Annotated in this window: 1 protein-coding gene; it reads left to right on the forward strand. The window is 40.3% G+C overall.

The window, feature by feature from the left end:
* Positions 1 to 314 precede the first annotated feature (314 nt).
* Positions 315 to 571 (forward strand): TGS domain-containing protein (locus ACS8FD_RS23255; RefSeq protein WP_439277596.1); only part of this gene is annotated, 257 nt, incomplete at its 3' end.

Consider the following 571-nt stretch of genomic DNA (forward strand, 5'->3'; position numbering starts at 1 on the left):
TCCCTTGCTATCTAGTGTTTATAGATGGTTTTTGTTATAGTAGTCGCCTTTATGGCATTACTTATCCTGCATGATTAATCAACACTATATAAGAAGCATTTGGCTGTGTTTAACGATGTATTATCATTCTGCTCTTGATATAGATAGCAGATTGAATGAATATTTAGACGATCGCCGATATGTTAAGTGTCTTGGGTAATGTCTGTCTCTTTTGATGTATCACATCTAACGTATATAATTTATTTGGTCTTACGGTCATATGATTGATAGTTGCAATCATCACTGCTAACGGACCTAAAACAGGTGAACAGATTATGGTAGCGATTACTTTGCCCGATGGAAGCGTAAAAGACTTCGAAGGCAATACTACAGTCATGGAAGTGGCAAAAAGCATTGGGGCAGGTCTTGCTAAGGCTACAGTCGCCGGACGTGTAGATGGACATTTAGTTGATGCTTCTGATCCTATCGCTCATGACGCAAAGGTTGAGATTGTTACCCCAAGAGATGCTGATGGTGTCGATATTATTCGTCATTCGTGCGCGCATCTACTCGGTCATGCGGTCAAACAACT

Source organism: Psychrobacter sp. 1U2, assembly GCF_051847575.1.